We start from the raw sequence: 18957 nt of genomic DNA on the forward strand, positions 1-18957 counted from the left end.
CCTGCTACATTAAAATCTGTTTTTTGATTTCCTCGCTGGGGGAGGAAAGCACCGCATTGCCCAGCAAGAGCCCGGATTCCGCAAGACACTGGCTTCCGGCTTCCACGGCGGCCTGCACCGATCCAATGCGGCCGGTGAGCGTCACCACAGCCTTGCCGGCCAGGCCCGTGGCCAGGCGAATGTCAATCAAATCCACGTTGGCGGCCTTGACCGCCTTGTCCGCCGCCATGACGGCCGAGGCCGAGGAGTAGGTTTCGATCACGCCGATAGCCCGGATTTCCGGCACGAGGACGGATGAACTGATTGCCGGGAAAACGTCCGGGTGAATGTGGGTGAGGACAAAATGATCGGCGATGAACTCGTCCGCGATGCGCAGGCCTTTTTCCACGGACCGTTTGACCGCCGCCGTGTCTCCGGCAACCATGATCAGGTAGCGCCCCGGGCAGACGGGACGGGCCAGGACCAGCTCCACGTTGGCCTCTTTGACCATATCGTCGGCGGTCATTATCCCGCGGGCCACGCTGTTCAGCTCCACGATCCCCATTGATTTAAACATTGCCATTCTCCTTTTTCACAAGAATCTTTTCGGAATCCGCGGCCATGACTTTGCCGGAGATCGAAGCATGAACGCGGGCGCCCAGCGCTTTTTCAGGAATTTCCGCAACCACCTGGCCGCAGGACACCATGTCCCCCACGGAAACCACGGGCGTGGAGGGCGCGCCGATATGCTGGCGCAAATACAGGCCCACCACCTCGGGCTGGGCCGGGTCAAACACCGGCTCAGGGTGCACGTCGTAGGCCAGCAGATCCAGCTTGCCCAGCAGGCGCTTGACCGGCACGCGGCGATAATCCGTATAAGGATGACGGCCAAGATCTTCGCCGCCAACGTCCTTGGGCCGGATTTTAAGTTGCTGCTTGATGGCGCGGTTGACCTCCCGGGGGGAAATCTGCATGGGGCAGGCCCATTTTTCGCAAATGCCGCATTCGGAGCAAAGAAGCGCCTGCTGCTTGATGGGATGATCCACGGGCAAAGCCAGGGAGCGCATGATCAAGTGAGGATGCAGGTTGTGACCCAATTGAAACCGGGGGCAAAGGTCCGTGCACAGGGAGCACTGGCAGCAGGCCAGACGGGTCACGCGCATAAGCTGGTTGATGTCCGTTGTCTTGCCTTGAATCACATTGTGTTCCGCGGGCAGCACGATGAGGCCCGAGGTGGTTTTGGTCACAAAGGCTTTTTCCGGATCGTCCAGCACCCGGCCCATCATGGGGCCGCCGTCTATCACCTTGCAGTCCGGCCTGCGCACGCCGCCGGCCAGCTTCAGCACATGGGATACGGGAGTTCCCACGGGAACCCGCACCACAATGGGCTTCATGACCTCTCCGGCCACGTTCAGGGTCCGGTGGGTGACGGGCTTGTCTTCCCAGGCCTGGGACATGTTGAATACGGACTCGGAGTTGGAAACCACCACTCCGACCTCCAGGGGAATTCCTCCCTGGGGCACGATGCGGCCGGTGGCTTCGTTCACCAGCACGTGCTCGTCGCCGCCGGGGTAGAAGTCCTGCATCTTGAAGACGGACATGTTGCGGCCGCCGGTCAGGCCTGCGTCGGCGACCTTCCGCTCCAAAATCGCAACCGCGTTCCGGTGCTTGGCCTTGACGCCGATCATGGCCTTTTCGGCGCCCACCGCATCCATGACCAGCCCCAGGCCTTTGATGATGTCGTCCGAACGGGTCTCCATCAGATGGATGTCCGAACAGAGCAGGGGCTCGCAGGATGCGCCGTTGATCAGCACGGTGTCGGCCTGGGCGTCTATCTTTACGTGGGTTGGAAACCCGGCCCCGCCGGCGCCGACAACGCCTGCTGCCCTGGTTTTTTCTACAAGCGGATGCGTCATGATTCTATCCTTTCAAGTCCGGCTTAAACGATTCTAAAGGAGTCGATGAGCACGCACCGCCGTTGACGGCAGAAGGACTTGGCCGAGGTAATGCCTTCCCCTGTGGGGCCTGCAATGGTGAAGGTTGCGTGGCCTTCGCCGTTCAGGCCGATGCCGCTGTACGAGGGGCCGTTTTTCACGAAAATGGTGGTTTGGATGGCGCGGGCCAGGGCGGTCAGATGCTCCACGTTGGTGGAGTGCATCATGGCGGTGTGCCGGTTGCCCTGCTCCACCTTTACGGCCAGGTCGATGCCTTCCCACACGTCCTTGACCCGGACCAGGGGCAGCACGGGCATCATCTGCTCGATCCAGACCATGGGATGCTTTTTGTCAGCCTCAAACACCAGGCAGCGCAGACCCTTTTTTCCGGCCAGGCGGGTTAAACCGGCGCCTTCGACGATCACGGACGCGTCCTTGCCCACGTAGTCTTTGACCACATGATTGTCGTGGATCACGGTCTCGGTGACCTTTTGCGCCTCTTCGGGAGTCAGGACAGCGGCCTTGCCCGTCTCTTCCATGAACTTCAAAAGGTTGTCGGCCACCTCATCCACGGCGATGACTTCCTTTTCGGAAATGCAGAAGATGTTGTTGTTGATGGAATGCCCGGCGATGATTTCCTCCGCAGCCTTGCGGATGCACGCGGTTTCGTCCACCAGAACCGGAGGATTGCCTGCGCCGGCGCCAATGGCTTTTTTGCCGGAGGAAAGAACCGCCTTCACAACGCCCGCGCCGCCGGTGGCGACCAGCACGTTGATGTCGGGATGCGCCATGATTTCGCCGGCGGTTTTCATGGTCGGCTTGGCAACCATGCCCACGCAGCCTTCCGGGCCTCCGTTCTCTACGATCACCTTATGAAAGGTGCGGATGACTTCGGTGCTGATTTTGAGCGCGGAAGGATGCACGTTGTAAACCACGGTGTTGCCGCCTGCCAGCATGGAAATGGTGTTGTTGATCAGGGTGCCGGTGGCGTTGGTGACGGGAGTCAAGGAGCCGATCACGCCGAAAGGAGCGTATTCGATGAGGGTCAGGCCTGCATCGCCGGAGAGCGCCTTGGCGTCCAGGTCTTCGGTTCCGGGCGTCTTGGTGGCCGCCAGGATGTTTTCCGCGATTTTGTCTTCCACGCGGCCCAGGCCGGTTTCCGCAACGGTCGCCTTGGCCCATTCTTCGTTTTTCGCCAGAGCGACTTCCCGAATGGCCTTGAGGATGGCTTCCCGCTTCTCCAGGGTGAGGGAGATTAAACGCGGCTGGGCCGCCTTTGCCTTGGCCACGGCTTCGTCAATGGTTTCGCAAATCCCGTCGCCCGTGGGCTGGCAGGGTTCCTCGTCCTTGTTCATCATTTCCATGATCACGCTGGCGACCATGTCTTCCAGTGCTAATTCTTTCACGCTCATTTTGTCTCCTTGCTCTTTCGGCCGGTTTAAGGCGGCCGCCTCGGCCCTTTGGCGCCGATATCCTGCTTGAAAATTTTTATATCAGGTAAAAGGCCCCTTCCAGGATGTCCGAATCCGCGCCTTCCTTGCGCTCCAGGTTCTGAATCTTGTTGGCAAGATCCGTCAGATCCTCCAGGGTTTTGGGAAGAATCGCCAATAAAGCCTGGGCCGTTTTTTCCATTTGCTCCAATGCGTTGGCCGCCGCCTGGGCAACCACCATGTCCTGGGCCACGGATCCTCCGCTCACTCCAACGGACCCGACAACCTCTCCGTCCAGGCTCAAAGGCAGGCCGCCGCCGAAAATCACCATCTTGCCCTGATTGGTCAGTTCCAGCCCGGCAAGCTCCTGGCCTTGCTCAACCAGCCTCCCGGCTTTTTGGGTGGACATGCGGAGCGCAGCGGCGGTAAAAGCCTTGTTCACCGCAATGTCCGAGCTGACGGGCAATGCCTTGTCCATGCGCTGGAAGTGAACCAGCTCCCCCCGGGCGTCGGCGAATGCGATGACCATGGGGACTTGGATTTCCAGGGCTTTTTTCCGGGCGATGCGGGCCAGCACGCGAGCCAGGTCGTTACAGATGTGCGTCATGATTTCCATGGCTCAACTCCTCAGTCAGTAAAATCCGGATTTCCGCAACCCACGACAGGGAGAACAAAAGGTCGGACAACCGGTTGATGTATTTCAAAAGCAATGCGCAGCTTTCGGCGTCTCCCGAGGCGGCCCAGGCCTGGCGCTCTGCGCGGCGGCAGATGGTCCTGGCCACATGCAGGGTTGCGCCGGCCAAAGTCCTGCCCGGGCTCACGAAAAATCCGGGAAGCCCAAAAGCCTTCTCCAGAATATCAATGGCCTCTTCCAGGGATTGAATGTCGTCTCCGTCAATGGGAGCGGGCAACTTGCTCCAGTACTTGGGGCTGCTGGAAAGCTGCATGCCCACCCGGAACAGGTCCCGCTGAATATTCACAATCATTTCGACAAAAGGGGCGCATGCAGGGAACTGGTCAAGATGGGCGCGGCACATTCCCAATTGGGCCGTGAGTTCGTCCAGGGTCCCGTAGGCTTCCACCCGGGGATCGGCTTTGGAAACCCGTTCTCCGGAAAGCAGGCTGGTTTTGCCTTTATCGCCTCCGCCGGTGTAAATGCTCATGGCCTCTCTCCTTAATTCACGTCGATCTCGTCGATGATCCCGATAATGGCTGCGTCCACGGGAGCCTTCTCCGTCTCGCACGCCTTGGACGCGTTGGAGCCCGTCGTCACGATCACGTGTTCGCCGGTTCCGGCGCCCACTGTATCCACGGCCACCAGCAGTTCGCCTTCTATAGGAGTCCCATCGGGTTGCACGGCCTGAACCACCAGTATTTTCGAACCCACCAGCAGTTCGTGCTTGCTCGTTGCCACTACGGTTCCTATGACTTGTCCTAAAATCATGATCTGTCCTTTCCATTGCCTGGACCCTTAACCCTGGGGCGCGGCGATGATCTCAATCCCCCAGCCAGAGGCCATTTCCCTGGCAAGAGGGGTAACCACGGCGCCAGGCGTCGTATGAATAGGCGTTCCTGCTTCGCGAGCAATCTTAACATGCCCGGCGTCCACCAGCCGGATCGGGCCAAAGTCAGGGGGGGCGGGACTTTGGGGGGCCGAGGGCCGGGACGCCGGGATGCTAAGGGGCGACTGACCAGGTTGGTCGCTATCTGCGGGGCGGAAGAAACGCAGGGAAGCGGGGCCGAGATTTCGGCTCCAGGTCAGTCTTGCGCCGAAATTGGAGAACTCAAGCAGGCGGTGGGCCAAAGCCTCCATCAGGGCCGGCGCGCCCTGATCAAGCCCCAGGAGTTTACGGTCAGGTGAGTTTGGCGCGGCGCCGTCAATAGCCGCCACGACTGGCTTACCCATGAATAGGGCTTGAAGAATTATATTCGCGGCCAAGGTGTCCGGGGTCATGCTGCAAACGCGGGAGAGGGAGGCCACGCTCAACATGGGAATGACCACGCCGGAGCATTTTTGCACCTGGCTGAACCAGGAGTCCTTTTCCATGACTTCCGCGTTAGGCCAGGGCATGAGCCTTTTTTCCAAAACGTCTCCGTAAAGGCGGCGTGCCGACTCGCTTGTCAGGACGCGAAGCATGGTCCCGTTCAGCATGAGGTGTTCCAGCCCGGACAAGGCCTGTGAAAATCCAGCAGTAGCGCCCGTGAACAGGGCCAGCACATAACGGTCCGCATCTTCGTCACGGCTGGCCCTGGCCACGGCGTAGAGCACCTGCTGAACGAGTGCCTTGATCTCAACGGTATTATAATCTAAGGTATTATTATCTTTACTCATTTGCCGCCGCCTTTCTTCCTGAAGCGGCCAGCGCCGCATGCAACGCCGTGCCCAGGGGGGTGACTAATAGGGGATCGTCAGGCAAAAAGACGGGCAGGCCCGTTTCCTGGGCGATGACTGCGTCCGCTCCGGGAAAGCTGGAAGTCCCGCCCACTAAATGGATTTGTTTCGGATTATAAGAAGCTGTGTGCTCCCGGACTATGGCGCCCATTTTTTCAAAGACCGGCATGACCATTCCCGCCAGCATGCGCTGATGGGCCGGGTTGTTTTTCATGGCTTCGGCTTCTTCAATGGAAACGCCCATGCTGCCCGCAATGACCAAATCCAGATGATGCCCGCCCGTGGGCTCGTCGCCGGTGTAAACCACTTCTCCGTCTTCCAGAATGGAGATGCCCGTGGTGCCGCCGCCGATATCCACCACGCACCCGGAGTCAATGCCCAAAGCCAGGGCGGCCGCGCTGGGCTCGTCAACCAGGCTGACGGCTTCCAGGCCGGCGCCGTTCAGAATATGCCCGAAGGCCTGTTGGTTTCTTCCTATTGTGCCGGGAGGGTAGGCTGCTGCGGCGTCCCTGATGTCAAAGCCCCTGGACCGCAGAACCTGCACATGGGTCTTGAGAATGCTCATGACGCCCATGTAGTCGAAAACCAGGCCGTCCCGAACCGTTGACTTGGAGCGGGTGGTCATGCCTGCGATGGGCGTTCCTTCACGGTCCACCACGGCGGTGACGATATTGGCGGTTCCCAGGTCCACTCCGGCCCAGAGGGGGCTGCCCGGGCGGGGCGCGTTTTCCAGGGAAAGGCTGTCGCGAAACTGCCTTATTCTTTCGTTGATGGCCTCCATGCCGCTATCTTTCATGGCTGCACCGCCTTTAAAGCCTGTACGGCCGCTTTTTCAGCCTGTTTAATCTCAGAGGGCGTTCCGGACACGGACAACCGCCCCACGGCCCCGACTTCCACGCAATCCACCAGGGTGACGTCCACCTGCTTTTCCACTTCATTGGCGGCCAAAAAAATGTACGCGGCGGGCTCGCACTCCACGGTGAGCAGGTCCTTGCCCGGAATAAGCAAAGACCCGTTCCGGTACACGTTCATCAACTGGGCGTGGTACGGGCTGACCTTGTTAATGATCAAAGAGCTCAAAACCTCGGGCTTGGTTATGTCCTTTTCGGTGAAACCCAGCCCCTTCAATGCTGCGCTGCCTGCATAAAGCACGTCCTGCTGAGACTTGGCATGGATCTCCATGTATCCGAAATACCGCTCGCAAAGGGATTTCCCCAGTTTGACCGGACTGGCCTTAAGCGCCAGGTCAATGGCTTGGTTGATCAGGATGCCGGGCTGCACTTCCATCACAAGGGAGGACTCCCCGCCTATCGGCAGGAACCCTGGCGAGCTTGCAGCGGCCACCCCGGCCAACTGGGGCTGGAGGCGATCAATAAAGGCGTATGCACGAAGGGAATTCAAAGGGACAGACTCCTATTTCCTGGATTTCGGCTTATTGCCGCCGTCTGTTTTCGCCGGCGCAGTCTTGCCCGAGTCGGCCGGCTTCTCCGGCGCTTTGGGGCTGGACGCATTTTTTACTTCCGAAGCGGCAGGTTTGGAGGATTTTGTTTTTGCTTCGGGCTTGGACGCCTGCTTGGCGGGCGCGTCTTTTGCGTCTTTCGCCTCGGGCGCCGCCTTTTCCGCCGGCGCTTCCTCCTTCTCTGCAGTTGCGGTTGCAGGCTTGGATTCAGAGGCTTTTACTGCGTTTTCCTGGCTTCCTTTGGATTCCTTTTCGGACGCGGCGCCGGAGGTTTTGCCGTCTTCGGGCTCGCTGTCGGACCCGTTGAACGGCGGCACGTTGTCCTTTCCGCATATTTCCGTATCGATCACCTGGTCATCCGGACGGGGGATGACATGCGCCGCCACCAGATTGCCCAGCTTCCGGGCGGTTGCTGCGCCTGAACTGACAGCGGCCTTAACCGCGGCCACGTCCCCGGTCAGCTTGATGACCATGTAGCCGGCCCCGTTAAATTCGTAACCCAAAAGCGTGACGTTGGCGGCTTTTAAAGCGGCGTCCGCCGCTTCCACCACGCCCACCATGCCCAGGGTTTCGATAAGGCCGATGCTCTTTACTTTCTTCATTGATATCCCTTTCGCCCGGGATTCGGCCCAGGCCTCACTGCTTGCAGCTAATTTAGTTTATCCTTGGTTCCTGAATCCCCGCATGGACCGGCCGTGTCCGCCGGGTCCATGATGAACGGGTTGCCTTTGACCAGCCGGGCCGCGTTCCTGCCCAGCCGGTTCAGGGACTCTGTAGACGCCTCTTCCCAGGTCAGGTGAAAGAGGGGGCGTTTTTCAGGCAGGTCCCTGTGATGGAGAACAACCCCGGTAATGGCGCCGCCGGCCGCCGCCTTGACGGAAAGCCCCACGTTGATCCGGGAGGCTTTCGCCGCCTGGCTGGCCGCCAATATCGCGTCGTTTTCCTGGGAATCCCTTCTTTCGCAAGGGATTCCTTCTTCCTCCAGGCCGTTTTCCAATGCCTGGACGAACCAATCGGGCGCTTCTCCCAACACTACCAGGTAAACGGCCGGCTTTTGAGCGACTTGCAGAAGCGGAGATCCCATGGCTCAGCATCCTTTCCTGGAAAGGCAAAGGCCCGTGGCCACGGCGTTTCTGGGGCCTTCGCAGCCGCGAATGTTGCCCTTGCCCAACACCGGGCCGTACTCCGCCAGGGCGTCGGCGATCATTTCCGGGATTTCAAAATCCAGGGCCGATCCGCCCACCAGAGCCACAAAGTCGATAAGCCTGATGTTGCCGCCGGGCGCCACCTGCTCCAAAGCTCTCAAGGCGTTTCTTACAAAAACTTTTTCTTTGGCTTTGCGGCGCACGTTCACGATCTGGTTCAGGTTGAGATCGTGCATGATGGGAATGGGGCCGTTTTCGCCCAGAATAGCCACCCTGCCGAACAGGGAGGGATCCAGGTGGGCGTCGAAAAACTCCACGGCTCCGGTTTCGTGCCGCATGTGAAAGAGGGTTTCCACCTTGGCCAGGGGATAGCGCTTGATGTCCTCGGCCAGGTCGGGATCGTCCAGGCCAAGCTCCGTGTTGATGAGCATGGTCACCATGTCCCCCGCGCCGGCCATGTGGATGGACTTGACCGTTCCGTCCCGGTGGATGATGGAGGCGTCGGTGGAGCCTCCGCCCAGGTCCAGGATGGCCAGGGGCGCTTCGGCGCCGGGGGTGGTCAGGGCGCCGGTGATGGCCATTTCAGCCTCCACGCCGCCGATTTCCACTTCCACGCCGGTTTCCTCTTTCAGCTTGGCCGCCAGACGCTGCATGGGAATGTTCTGGGTCATGACCATGGCCGCCAGGCCCACGGCCGTGCCGCGGGTGAACTCCCCGGCCAGACCGCCCAGCACATGCTGAGGCTGGAGGGTGTTTACGGCCAGCACATCCTGTATCTTGATGAGGCTTACAGGCTGGTCCGTCAGTTCGGCCATAACGGTTCTGACCCGTTCGAACATGCCGTGGGCGTTGGTGCCGGGCTGGGACTGGATTTCCTTCAGCGGCGCCACCCTGGCCAATTTCTCCATGATGGCGTCGGCGCCCAGTTCCACGTCCACGGCCTCCTTGGCGGTTTCGCCCACCATAGTGATGGTCCCGGCCGGAATCCGGCGCTCCTGGACGTCGCCCTTGGGGGTCTTGATCACCACCCCGGACCGGTTGCCGGTGAGGGCCCTGGCAATGGGGGTAATCTGCCGGGTTTCCTCCGGGGATAATTCAAACAGGGTGGCGATGTCGTAAGGGTTGGACAGTTTTTCGATGGACCTGCCCACGCGGGCCACTTCCAGCGCGGCGGGCATGCCCAAAGGAACTTTGTCGATATGCTGGACTTCATCCACAATGGGGATAGGGGAGGTCAGGCGGTTGTATATCAGAACGCCGTCGTCCTTTTTTACTATCGCGCCGGTTATTCTGATTCCCCTGGCGACTGCGGCGTTGATCATCTCCGCCGCTTCTCTAAAGTCCACGCCGCCGTCAATGACGGCAATGCAGGGAGCGCCGGGGGCGGTCTGGGTCAGGTCCCGGATATCTACGGTCACTCCCTGACCCAGACCCAGCCCGCCTGGTGTATCCGGATTGTGCCCGATCATGGCCGATTCCGTGATGACGGTTTCCGTAATGGTCTCCATGGCTACATCCCCGATTACGGGCGTCGCCTTGTTCAACAGAATCAGGTCCAGATCGTTCCGGGTCATGGAAACTGCGGCCATGGCTTTGTCCACGGCGTCAATGACGCACATGGCGTTGCGCAGGGTGCCTTTCAGGCCTATGGTTCTCACAAGAGCGCTGGACAGGAATTCGACGCCGGCGCCGATTCTCGCCACAGCCACTTCCGTGGAATTGTTCCCTATGTCTACACCAGCAATGAGCATTTAACTTCTCCACTGTCCTCCGGCGATCGCCCGACTAGCGGTCTCCTTTGAGACGATTGTTCTTCTCGTAAACATCGGCCGCTTCCCGCACCAGTTTGGCGCAGGCCGGGGCCTGGTATTTCTCCTCCAGTTCCTCGGCCATGGAAATCATTTCCTGCTTGGTGGCCCGGTAGGGGCGCAGGAAGTTGTACATCTCCAGCAGTCTGGCGTCGGGGATACGGGTCATTTCGCCGGCGCGGGCCAGGTTGTTGGCCAGGTTGGGACGGTTGACGCTCTTGGCGATTTCATTCTGATACGCCAGGGTTTCCGGGCGGGTCTTGATATCGTCGAACTGAATGTCGCCGGCGATCACCTTTTCAATGGTGATGTCGTCCAGGCCCAGCCCGGTGGCGGACTTGACCAGGTCCTTGCGTTTGATTCCCAGAGGATAGGAGCTGGCGTCCAGCTTGCCGCCCTGGCTTGCAGGGGCGGACAGGCCTTCGGACTGGAGCTTGGCCAAAACGTTTTTGACGGCGCTTTCCAGGGCTTCGGGGGAGGTTCCGTCTCCGACCTTCCGGATGATGTCTGCTATCTGATCTTTCGTAAAACTTACCATTTTTATCTCCTTCGCATCCCAGCGGCCTGGTTAGCCCTGAACCACTTCAAGAATTTTCTTTTGCGGGTCCAAAAACTGCACTTCCTTGTTGTGCAGCAGGGCTGCAAGACCCTGGTACCTGGGCCTGGCCATGGGATCGTTTTTCACGGGAACCGGATTGGGGTTCTCCCCCTTGGCGTACTTGGCGGCGTTTTTGCCGATGGCCCGAAACGTCTCAGCTTCCACCAGGGGGGCCTGGGGGAAGAGCTCCAGGTTCTGCAGGGGAGCAAGATCCTTCTGATGGATGACGGAGGTTCCTCTGGAGAGGATGCCGATTCCAACGCCGGAACCGCTCAACTGGGCGGCGGAGTGTGCCAGAAAAGCCACGTCGGCGGTCTGGTAGTTCCGCACGAATCGCGCCGTCAGGCCTTCTTCCTCGATGCCTGCGGCCACTTCGGCCAGCACCACGGAATGGGGAATGTCAATAATAGTCTTGGTGGGAGTGGTTCCGAATCCCGGGGGAACGGCAATCACCACTTCCTTGGGATTGCTCCCTGCCTGGGCGGGCCCTTTTTCGATGAAGTCAAGGGGCTTGTCCGTATCCACCGCAGCTGCGGAAGCAGGAGCGGCCGCGCCGCCCGCCATCTGACCCACGACTTCGGTAATGATCTGTCTTAGCATCTCTTCTGTGAGTTTCATTTTCTACTCCCTATATGTCTTCAGGGCTGATGGCCTGGGGGATGTTCTTGAGCAGCTCCCAGCGTTCGCCTTCCAGGCGGTAGCCGGTGCCGGGGCCCATGTAATCGTTGCGGTCGTTTATCGCGCTCTTGACGTTGAAGTTCTCGTCGACAATCGCGGAGGTGTGCAGATAATCGCCCGAAACCTTTTGCTTGAGCATTCCCAATACGGATTCCGCAACGTCCTGGAAGCCGTGCTTGTGCAGAGCCCTGACGATATCCAGGCCGGTTTTGCCGGACTTGAGGAACTCTTCGATTGCGCGAAGGTCTTCCGGCTGGTTGCGGTCTGGCATGTCTTTGGAGCCGTGGGCGTAGGTGGCTGCTTCCACTTCTTCGTCGGTGATTGCCGGGAAGCCCACTTCCTGAAAAACGGCCTGCATGGCGCGGGCGGCCTTGTTCCGCACGGCGATGATCTGTTCTTCGGTCACCGGACGCAGAGCCATGTCGCACTGGAGGTCGCGCTGCAAAACCAGCATGTCGTCGAAGTCGTCGGAATCGTGGGTGGAGCCTGCGAACATGTTGTCGTAGTTGGGAACCCCGGAATACCCGGAGAACACATAGTCGGTGCCGGGCAGGAACTGCATAAGCATTCTGGCGGTGTTCCTGATGGGGGAGTGGGTGAAGGTCTGGTCGTTGCCGGAAGCCACTTCCAGGTCCAACAGAACCGTCGCCACGTTTTCGGCCAAAACGGCGCGGATGCCGCCGGGAACTGCGCCCGGAACGCCGATGCAGGAGATGGAGCCGTTTTGGAGGCCCTGCACGCCGGCGCCCTTGGTGATCATGATGCACTTGATCTCAAGGTAAAGCATGGACTTTTTGTTGGCGTAGCCCATCTGCACTTCGGAGCCGGTGCCGGAGGTGAAGCGCATTTTGATGCCGCGGGAGGCGTAGGCGGAAGCCAGGAAAGCCTTGGACCACGGGGTGTCGTCGCCGTCCACGAAGACCTGATCGGTGCCGTAAACGGAAACGGTTTCAGCGTAGGCGGTGAGGCCCTTCATGCCCATCTGAAGCTCCATGGCTTCTTCCACGGCGCACTGGGTAAGGGTGCCGCGGCAGCCCACCTGGCCGCCGATCAACAGGGCGATGGCGTTCATGGGGGCGTAGCGGGCGATGCCGACGGTGGTTTCCAGTTCCTGGAACCCGCGGTAGGAGCCTTCCGCCGCGTCCGCCGCCAGCAGGGCCGGGGTGTCCTTGACGTTGGTGATGTGAGCCTGGTTGGCGGGAGTCTTGCGGCAGCGCAGTTTCTGCATAGCCATCATGAGCTCAACCACGTTCATTTTTTTCAGGACGTCCAGGATCTTGGCCGGAGTCAGGCCGGGAACCAGACGCTTGATTTCAGCGCCGGACACATTGATGTCCACCAGTTTCTTGGCGAATTCCAGGGAGTCAATGGCCATGGCTTCGGCGGCCACGTTCACGTCGATGCAATGGTTGGCGATAAAGGTGTCGATCATGTCGAATTCCGCGCAGGGAATCCCGTCCATTTCCACAACCTTGCCGTTTTCTATTTTCAGTCCGGGTTTCGGATCGTAGGGGCTGTCCATGGCAACCAGGCCGACTTCGTCCCATTCCTTAATGAATCCGTCTTTGTTGACGGCCCTTTGTTCCAGGACCTCAAATCGCTTTTGTCTTTTCTGCAATTTGGCACGCTCCTTTTCTTAAATGTAGGGGATGTGAGCGGAGGGGCAGTCCTGTCCCCAGGCAGCCAGGAGTGGCTTGCCAACTTCACGGCCGGCGATGATGGCCTGGCGCACTGCGCCGGAGTCGCCGGAAACGGTGATGAACACTTCGTTGGAGAAGCTGGTGCCGTGAGCCGGAGATCCGTAATCCAAAACGTCCACGTCGGCGGATTTGACGGCCGCGTCGATCATGAGCATGCCGATGACTGCGGGAGCGCCCAGGATCAGGCCGAAAGCCTTGCCTTCGGGAGCGCCGAACACGGTGGTGAGGCACTTGGAAGCGCGGGCGGTGTACTGCAATTCCAGGTGGCCCATGTCGTTGCCGTACACGTCGCCGAAGAACTTGGGCAGGTTGTCCAGGGTGACTTCCACGGCCCGGCGGGCGTCGGAAACGTCTTCAGCGCCGAACACGATCAGGGAGCCGTGGCCTGCGCCGCCCTGGGTGTCGCGGGGAAGCTCCACCTTGAGGATTTCGGTGTTGGTGGCCTTGATGGCTTCGTCGGCCGCCATGATCTGGGGGCCTGCTCCGGTGCGGGCGCCGATGATGCCCAGGGAGCGGTATTTCTTGTCAAAGCCCATGATTTCATGGATGGATTGGTCCAGATTGGCGATGACCAGACCCTGGGTGTTTCCAAACTCGCAAACGCCCACAAACTCGGTCAGGCCGCTGGCGGCGCAAGCTGCGGCCGTGGGGGCCGCCGGGCAAGCGGCGGGCGCCGCTTCAGGGGTTTCCACCCTCTTCATCACTTCTTTCATAACGGCGTTTATAATGTCGTCCTGCATGGTATTCTCCCTTATCTGCTATAAGATTGTGTTCGTTGGTCTTATTTGACGCTTTCAAGGCCCTGGGGCAGAATGCCTTCCACTTCCGTATGGGGCCTGGGGATGACATGGACGGACACCACTTCGCCTACCTTGGCGGCAGCAGCAGCGCCGGCGTCGGTGGCCGCCTTGACGGCCCCCACGTCTCCGCGAACCATAGTCGTGACCAATCCGGAACCGATCTTGATGTTGCCGATCAGGGTGACGTTGGCCGCCTTAACCATGGCGTCGGCCGCCTCGATATTGGCGACGAGGCCTCTGGTCTCAACCATTCCCAATGCTTCTTTTCCTACCATTGTGTTGTCTCCTTCGTTGCCGCCGGGAGCCTTTTCCCGGGGCTTTGCGTTGTTTTCGCCGGTCTGCACCGCGCAGGGGCCGACATCCTCCTAAGTTAAAGCCATGTTAGCCCTTGGCCCGGTTCTGCGTAAATACGGCCCACCCCGTGTTTATGGTTAGGGATTTCAGCTAATTTCATCTTCTGTGCACCGTATTTTTCATAGGGTTCACCCTATGCGTTATAGGGTCTTGAAAGCCCCAAAAATAGGGTCTCCCCCAGGTCTACAGAACCAGGTTGATAATGAGCACGTTCAGGGCGATCGCCGTGGCCGGCGGGTCGATATGGGTGTCGCAATTGGTGTTGAATATTTTGATGGCCATGTCTCCGAACAGGGCGCCCAATGCGGCAAAAGCCCCGCCCACCAGAATGCCGCCCACCGGAGGCAGGCCTGCGTTCATGGCCATGGCCGCCGCCAGGGCGCTGGGATAGGCGATGTGGTGCGTCGCCGGGGTGTCGAATCCCGTCTGGGTGAAAATCAGGGAAATGGCTGAAAAGCCGAAGGCCAGGGCGAAGATGGGGGTGATGTTGGCCGTGGTGTTGGTCTTGACTACCGCCACGAGGCCGGCCCACATGAGGCCCACGCAGAAGCCCAGGATGATGTTGTAATAAAAGGGCTTGCCCAAAGACATGTAAGCGCGCTTCTCGCCTTCGTTGTACATGCCGCAAACGCCTTTTTCGCCGAAAGCCAGCCGTCCGATCACGCCGCAGGCGAATACCGCCACGGCGATGTTATCCGTAGGGACGCCGATCTTGGTTAACCCCGTGGTGATCAAAAGGCCGATGACGCCGAAGAGGCCGCCCACCAGCATGACGGAAGGCTCGCCGGTGCCGTTCAGGGAAAGCAGGATGTTCCCGCCTTCTTCAATGTAGCCCTTCTTGCCGGCGTAGGCCGTGGCCGCCACGCCGCCCGCGAAGAATACGTGGGGCCCCAGCGCAGGCCCGAAGGCCAGGGGGCCCAAAACGTCCACGGGCTGGCCCAGCATGGCGAAGAAGCCCCCGATCACGGCGAAGACGCCCGTAAGAATAAATGCCGGTAGAGCGCCGATGCACGCTCCAACCACGCCGCCCCCGAAGCCGACTAGTAAAAGTACCAAAAAGTCCATTCCCTTTACCTCTCCTGTGTCATGTTAAGCGTTGATGTGTTCACGGTTGGCCCCGGATTCGAGGCCCTTAGGTCCGTGTTGGAACCTACGTGCAGACAGGGGCTTGTGACAATTAGGCGGTCACACCATATTGATGGAGGGAAGGACTCCAATTTGGCGCCCCGTACACCCTATTCGGGCATGGGGGGCATAGGGTGTACGGAACCGCAAACTGGGGTGAGGCCTTAAAACGGGATATGGGGTGTAAAATTAGGATCTTTACACGCTATAGGGACTAGCGTATTCTTTTTATGCAGTGAAATTTTCGCCTTGGATAAAGACTATGACGCAGAACATCATCAAAATTTTAATTACCGAAGACCACGCCCTTGTGCGCAAGGGCTTGAAGTCCCTGATCTCCTCCCGGTCCGAGTTTCAGGTGGTGGGGGAGGCGGATAACGGGCTGGCGGCCATTGAAATGACCCGGAAGTGCAAGCCCGATCTCATCCTGCTGGACCTGTCCATGCCCAAGATGAACGGGCTGGGCGCCATGCGCCAGCTAAAGAAGGAGCACCCGGATGTCAAAATCCTGGTCATCACCATGCACGCTTCCCAGGACTACCTTATTCCCGCGCTCAAGGAAGGGGCGGACGGTTACCTGCTGAAGGGCGACGATCCCCAGGAGTTGTTCATGGCCATCAGGGCCATCATGGACGGCAAGGCCTATTTAAGCTCCGACCTCTCCGGCCAGTTGATCCACAGCGTGATCAACCCGGACACACGGGAGGCAACCGACCCCCTGGCAAGCCTGACGCAACGGGAAAAAGAGGTTTTTCAACTGGTGGCCGAAGGCAACACCAACCAGCAAATCGCGGACCTGCTCTTCATCTCTCCCAAGACCGTGGACAAGCACCGGACCAACCTCATGAAAAAGCTGGACCTTCACAGCGCCAGGGAAGTCTCCAACTTCGCCCTTAAAAACGGAATTATCCTCAATACATGACCCGGTAGCTTTATGTAGGGTCCCATAGCGGTATTATGCAAACACCCCCGACAAACGTTTCCCCCGAAGAATTCGAAAAGCTCATGGACTGCCTGCCCATGGCCTGCCGAATGTTTGAACTGAAACCCGACGGCCGCCTGTTTTTCGTCAAGGCGAATCCTGCGGCGGACGACCTCTTCCAGCGTAAGCACGCCTCCATCAGCGGGCTGCCCATGGAAGAGGCCTTTCCCGAGCTTAAAGAGTCCGTCATTCTAAGATCGTATAAGGAAGTCCTGGAAACGGGGAACAACTGGCGGTATCAGGGGGGATTCTTTAGGCGGAACGGGGCTTTTCTGGGTTTGTTCAACGTCAATGTTTTTCGCCTGAGCCCCAGCCGGCTGGTTTCCTTCGCCTCGCCCCATGACGGCCAGGAAACCGAAATCATCTTTCATCAAAAAAAGATGGAGGTGGAAAAAATCAATATTTCCTACCCGGATATCGAGCCTAAAAAAATCCTATCCGGCGACTTGCACGTGGAAACCATTCAGAATCTGCGCGCTCCCAGGATTCCCGTGTTCGACGATCTGGCGGACGATGAACTGAACGGCCTGGATTTTGACTTCACCGATTTGTTCACCATCAACGAACTGGAAAAAATCCAGGACGCCTTCACCAACGTCACCAACGTGGCGTCCATCATCACCCTGCCCGACGGCCAGCCCATCACCCGGACCAGCAACTTCTGCCTGCTGTGCGACATGATCCGGGATACGCCCAGAGGGATGGCCAACTGCGTCCAGTCGGACGCACTCATCGGCAAGCCCAACCCCCACGGCCCGACCCTGCGGCCCTGCCTGAGCGCAGGCCTCTGGGACGGCGGCGCCAGCATCATCATCGCCGGAAAGCACGTGGCCAACTGGCTGGTGGGGCAGGTGCGCCTTTCCCCCAAACCCAACACGGACAGGCTCACCCGGTACGCCGAGGAAGTGGGCGCGGACCCCAAGCAATTTGTGGAGGCTTACGAGTCGGTGCCGGTCATGCCCTTCGCCGAGTTCTACCGCATTTGCCACTCCCTGTTCTTGTTCGCCAACCTTATATCGGACATGGCTTACCAGAACCTGCGCCTGGTGCGGGCCCATATGATGCAGGAGCAGACCGCCAAAGCCCTCCAGGCCTCGGAATCCCGGCTGCAAAACCTGTCGTCCAAGCTGATTCTCACCCAGGAGGAGGAGCGCCGCCAACTGGCCATTGAACTGCACGACGGCATCGGCCAGTCCCTCACCGCCGTCAAGTTCAGCGTGGACAACATCCTCTTGAACATAGACAACCCGGACCTGAATATCCGGGACATCACCAAGACAGCCAGCCAAATCATCAAGGCCAGCATCGCAGACGTAAGGCGCATGCAGGTGGAGCTGCGGCCCAGAATTCTGGACGAACTGGGCATCATCGCCACCATCAACTGGTTCTGCCGGGAGTTCAAGTCCATCTACACGCATATTAATATTGTAAGGAACGTGGACGTGAAGGAGGAGCAGGTGTCGCCCCAGCTTAAGCCGGCGGTGTTTCGGATCATCCAGGAGGCGTTCAACAACGCGGCCAAGTATTTTGAGGGGGATGAGATTTCCCTGTCCTTCACGGAAAAAGGCGGGCGCCTGCATTTGGAGATTAAGGACAACGGCATCGGGTTCGACCTGGACGAGGTGCTTTCCTCTCGGGAGCTGAACCGCGGCCTGGGACTCGACTCCATGCGGGAGCGCGCCGAGCTTTGCAACGGCCATTTGGAGATCATCAGCTCCGAAGGCCAAGGCGCAACCATCAAAGCCTCCTGGCCGGCGGCGGCGACCTAATCGCTTGTTGCAGGCGCCTTGCGCGGCTTAATTATTATTTTTGCGAAAGTACTGGATGTTTTGTTTTATGTAATCCGCCAGTTTTTCAAACACGGAATCATCTCCGCAGATTTCGTCGCCAAGCCTGTGAAACAGGCTATCCTCGTTTGCCTCGTCTTCAGAAATTTCGTCCAAAAACCTCTGGCGTTTTTCCATATCCAGGTGGGGATTTTCAAAGCCGAACAAACGGGCCGCCTTGTCGATATTGTCTGCGGCGCATTCCGCACCGATTCTTCGATATGCATCTGAAAAGAAAGAATAGGGCGGGGTTTGGGGAAAATCGTTTTCAAAAAAATATTGGAAACCGCCATTGTCTATAATTCCCTGGGCATTATAAACCGTAAGCACCGTTTGAATGGGAGTGCTCAGGCGAAAGACGTCATCGCCGGCTTCTTCAAGCTGTTCGATGCAGAAATCGAAGGTTTCGTCTAAAAGTTCATTAATATCGTCGCTCATTATTCTTCCTTAGAATTACTCTCATTTAGGTTCTCGGGGACGTCTCTCAAAAACTCAACATTCTCGGGGACGTCTCTCACTTCTCGTAGGTTCTCGGGGACGTCTCTCAAAAACTCAACATTCTCGGGGACGTCTCTCACTTCTCGGGGACGTCTCTCACACTTCTCGTCTCTCAAAAACTCAATAACTGTTTTCCTTGCTCGGTACTTCTGGAAAAACAACAAATGGCTTTTCGGTCAGGGCTTTCGTCCGCCAGGCGCCTGGGGTTTTGATAATTTTTTCAGGTCGCACCTTTTGTTGCTTACGCAA

General features: G+C 58.8%; 22 protein-coding genes. 3 read left to right on the forward strand and 19 right to left on the reverse strand.

Features of this window, described 5'->3' with window-relative positions; genetic code table 11:
• Nucleotides 1–4 precede the first annotated feature (4 nt).
• The 18 genes from BUE18_RS24650 to BUE18_RS24735 form a co-directional block, all read right to left on the reverse strand.
• The gene (locus BUE18_RS24650) at nucleotides 5–556 is read right to left on the reverse strand and encodes a BMC domain-containing protein (protein ID WP_073478810.1); all 552 of its coding nucleotides are present in this window, start codon (nucleotides 554–556) and stop codon (nucleotides 5–7) included.
• Entirely contained in the window at nucleotides 549–1895 is a 1347-nt protein-coding gene (locus tag BUE18_RS24655) for a 4Fe-4S dicluster domain-containing protein (protein ID WP_073478811.1), read from the reverse strand. The genes BUE18_RS24650 and BUE18_RS24655 overlap by 8 nt, the downstream gene beginning before the upstream one ends.
• Before the next feature lie 23 nt (nucleotides 1896–1918).
• Nucleotides 1919–3325 (reverse strand): aldehyde dehydrogenase family protein, encoded by a 1407-nt coding sequence (locus BUE18_RS24660; protein ID WP_073478812.1) that lies wholly within the window; start codon nucleotides 3323–3325, stop codon nucleotides 1919–1921.
• A gap of 76 nt (nucleotides 3326–3401) precedes the next feature.
• Entirely contained in the window at nucleotides 3402–3959 is a 558-nt protein-coding gene (locus BUE18_RS24665) for a GlcG/HbpS family heme-binding protein (RefSeq protein WP_073478813.1), read from the reverse strand.
• Nucleotides 3934–4506 carry a cob(I)yrinic acid a,c-diamide adenosyltransferase gene (locus tag BUE18_RS24670; protein ID WP_073478814.1) on the reverse strand — a complete coding sequence of 191 codons (573 nt, stop codon included), beginning with the start codon at nucleotides 4504–4506 and terminating at the stop codon, nucleotides 3934–3936. The genes BUE18_RS24665 and BUE18_RS24670 overlap by 26 nt, the downstream gene beginning before the upstream one ends.
• 11 nt (nucleotides 4507–4517) lie before the next feature.
• Nucleotides 4518–4787: a EutN/CcmL family microcompartment protein gene (locus tag BUE18_RS24675; protein WP_028316751.1), complete on the reverse strand. Its 270-nt coding sequence runs from the start codon at nucleotides 4785–4787 to the stop codon at nucleotides 4518–4520.
• Between the two features lie 27 nt (nucleotides 4788–4814).
• On the reverse strand, nucleotides 4815–5675 hold the full coding sequence (locus BUE18_RS24680; protein WP_073478815.1) for a hypothetical protein: 861 nt from the start codon (nucleotides 5673–5675) through the stop codon (nucleotides 4815–4817).
• Nucleotides 5668–6531, reverse strand: a complete 864-nt coding sequence (gene eutJ, locus BUE18_RS24685) for an ethanolamine utilization protein EutJ (protein WP_073478816.1) — start codon at nucleotides 6529–6531, stop codon at nucleotides 5668–5670. The genes BUE18_RS24680 and eutJ overlap by 8 nt, the downstream gene beginning before the upstream one ends.
• Nucleotides 6528–7136 carry a hypothetical protein gene (locus tag BUE18_RS24690; protein ID WP_073478817.1) on the reverse strand — a complete coding sequence of 203 codons (609 nt, stop codon included), beginning with the start codon at nucleotides 7134–7136 and terminating at the stop codon, nucleotides 6528–6530. Before BUE18_RS24690 ends, eutJ begins: the two co-directional genes overlap by 4 nt.
• Nucleotides 7137–7148: 12 nt before the next feature.
• Entirely contained in the window at nucleotides 7149–7796 is a 648-nt protein-coding gene (locus tag BUE18_RS28720) for a BMC domain-containing protein (RefSeq protein WP_073478818.1), read from the reverse strand.
• Between the two features lie 47 nt (nucleotides 7797–7843).
• Nucleotides 7844–8278 carry a glycerol dehydratase reactivase beta/small subunit family protein gene (locus BUE18_RS24700; RefSeq protein WP_073478819.1) on the reverse strand — a complete coding sequence of 145 codons (435 nt, stop codon included), beginning with the start codon at nucleotides 8276–8278 and terminating at the stop codon, nucleotides 7844–7846.
• 3 nt (nucleotides 8279–8281) lie between these two features.
• Nucleotides 8282–10090 carry a diol dehydratase reactivase subunit alpha gene (locus tag BUE18_RS24705; RefSeq protein ID WP_073478820.1) on the reverse strand — a complete coding sequence of 603 codons (1809 nt, stop codon included), beginning with the start codon at nucleotides 10088–10090 and terminating at the stop codon, nucleotides 8282–8284.
• A gap of 34 nt (nucleotides 10091–10124) precedes the next feature.
• Entirely contained in the window at nucleotides 10125–10685 is a 561-nt protein-coding gene (locus tag BUE18_RS24710; protein WP_083611278.1) for a diol dehydratase small subunit, read from the reverse strand.
• Nucleotides 10686–10715: 30 nt separating this feature from the next.
• Entirely contained in the window at nucleotides 10716–11363 is a 648-nt protein-coding gene (locus BUE18_RS24715; protein WP_073478821.1) for a propanediol/glycerol family dehydratase medium subunit, read from the reverse strand.
• 10 nt (nucleotides 11364–11373) lie between these two features.
• A complete protein-coding gene (locus BUE18_RS24720; protein WP_073478822.1) occupies nucleotides 11374–13041 on the reverse strand; it encodes a propanediol/glycerol family dehydratase large subunit in 1668 nt (555 codons plus the stop codon).
• A gap of 18 nt (nucleotides 13042–13059) precedes the next feature.
• The gene (pduB, locus tag BUE18_RS24725) at nucleotides 13060–13863 is read right to left on the reverse strand and encodes a propanediol utilization microcompartment protein PduB (protein WP_073478823.1); all 804 of its coding nucleotides are present in this window, start codon (nucleotides 13861–13863) and stop codon (nucleotides 13060–13062) included.
• A gap of 41 nt (nucleotides 13864–13904) precedes the next feature.
• Nucleotides 13905–14198, reverse strand: a complete 294-nt coding sequence (gene eutM / locus BUE18_RS24730; RefSeq protein ID WP_043809980.1) for an ethanolamine utilization microcompartment protein EutM — start codon at nucleotides 14196–14198, stop codon at nucleotides 13905–13907.
• A 262-nt stretch (nucleotides 14199–14460) separates the two neighbouring features.
• Entirely contained in the window at nucleotides 14461–15342 is an 882-nt protein-coding gene (locus tag BUE18_RS24735) for a DUF7973 family transport facilitator (RefSeq protein WP_073478824.1), read from the reverse strand.
• Nucleotides 15343–15664: 322 nt separating this feature from the next.
• Between BUE18_RS24735 and BUE18_RS24740 the strand changes: the two genes are divergently transcribed.
• Nucleotides 15665–16324 (forward strand): response regulator, encoded by a 660-nt coding sequence (locus tag BUE18_RS24740; protein ID WP_073478825.1) that lies wholly within the window; start codon nucleotides 15665–15667, stop codon nucleotides 16322–16324.
• 35 nt (nucleotides 16325–16359) lie between these two features.
• Nucleotides 16360–18153: a PocR ligand-binding domain-containing protein gene (locus tag BUE18_RS24745; protein WP_073478826.1), complete on the forward strand. Its 1794-nt coding sequence runs from the start codon at nucleotides 16360–16362 to the stop codon at nucleotides 18151–18153.
• 27 nt (nucleotides 18154–18180) lie between these two features.
• On the opposite strand, the gene BUE18_RS24750 is transcribed toward BUE18_RS24745, so the two are convergent.
• Nucleotides 18181–18648, reverse strand: a complete 468-nt coding sequence (locus BUE18_RS24750; protein ID WP_073478827.1) for a DMP19 family protein — start codon at nucleotides 18646–18648, stop codon at nucleotides 18181–18183.
• Between BUE18_RS24750 and BUE18_RS28835 the strand changes: the two genes are divergently transcribed.
• Nucleotides 18637–18957, forward strand: a 321-nt coding sequence (locus tag BUE18_RS28835; protein WP_425290533.1) for a pentapeptide repeat-containing protein, incomplete at its 3' end; no start/stop codon positions are given. The genes BUE18_RS24750 and BUE18_RS28835 overlap by 12 nt on opposite strands.

It is taken from the genome of Desulfatibacillum alkenivorans DSM 16219, assembly GCF_900142135.1.
Lineage (GTDB): Bacteria > Desulfobacterota > Desulfobacteria > Desulfobacterales > Desulfatibacillaceae > Desulfatibacillum > Desulfatibacillum alkenivorans.